Below are 1015 nucleotides of genomic sequence, written 5' to 3' on the forward strand. Positions count from 1 at the left end.
AAAAACATACAAACTTGTAATTTGAGTCATCCACAGAGCCAAAAAAATGTTGAATCTTGACAGAATACAGAAAAACGAACGCCTCATGAGAGCTATGTTTGGCTTAAGTATTAAACAATTTAATGAATTGGTTGATGTTTTTGACAGAAATTATGAAAAAGCTATAGATGCTGAAAGAGCGGCTCGTGGCTGTGTGCGTAAAAAAGGGGGTGGTCAAAAAGCACGCCTCTCAACACCCAGCCTCAAACTGTCCTTTATTTTAATTTATCTAAAATGCTATCCCACTTATGATGTACAAGCTGTTCTGTTTGATTTAGATGCTGGAAACTGCTGCGACTGGGTGAAACGACTACTCCCTGTTCTTGAGTCAACTTTAGGTGAAAAACAAGTTTTGCCTATCCGAAAAATTTGCAGTGTTGATGAGTTTTTGCAGCATTTTCCTGGTGAAAAAGATTTATTAATTGATGCGACAGAGCGCAGAACCCAACGTTCAAGCAGCAATAAAACACAGCGTAAGCACTTTTCTGGAAAGCAACGTGCTCATACTCGGAAAAATATTGCGGCATCGAATCCTGAGAAAAAAATACTCTTTTTAAGCCCAACTAAAGCGGGGCATTATCACGATAAAAAAATGTTTGATAAAGAAACCTCATTTCGCTTTATTCCATCGGACTGTTGTCTGTGGCTTGATAAGGGTTTTCAAGGGGTTCAGCATGTGCATAAAAATATTATGCAGCCCAAGAAAAAGCCACAAAATAGAGAACTCACTATCGAAGAAAAAGAAGAAAATAAAGTCATTTCAGCCCTCAGGATGCCTATTGAAAACGTTTTTGCAGGTTTAAAACGGATGAACTGTCTGTATGACGTTTATCGCAATCGAAATGGGCAAGATGATAAATTTATTTTTCTAGCGGCTGGATTATGGAACTTCAATCTGGAATGTAGAGGGTAATTCATAGGGTAAACGGGCATGGGGCGGGAGTTTTTTTAATTTAGGTTATTTGGCAACATCTCT

1 protein-coding gene is annotated in these 1015 nt (G+C 38.2%); it reads left to right on the forward strand.

Features of this window, described 5'->3' with window-relative positions:
- Window positions 1-46: 46 nt before the first annotated feature.
- Complete coding sequence (locus tag QUF61_RS18130; protein ID WP_289682956.1) at window positions 47-952, forward strand: transposase family protein; 906 nt, start codon at window positions 47-49, stop codon at window positions 950-952.
- Window positions 953-1015: the final 63 nt, after the last annotated feature.

Source organism: Candidatus Venteria ishoeyi (assembly GCF_030378065.1).
GTDB lineage: Bacteria > Pseudomonadota > Gammaproteobacteria > Beggiatoales > Beggiatoaceae > Venteria > Venteria ishoeyi.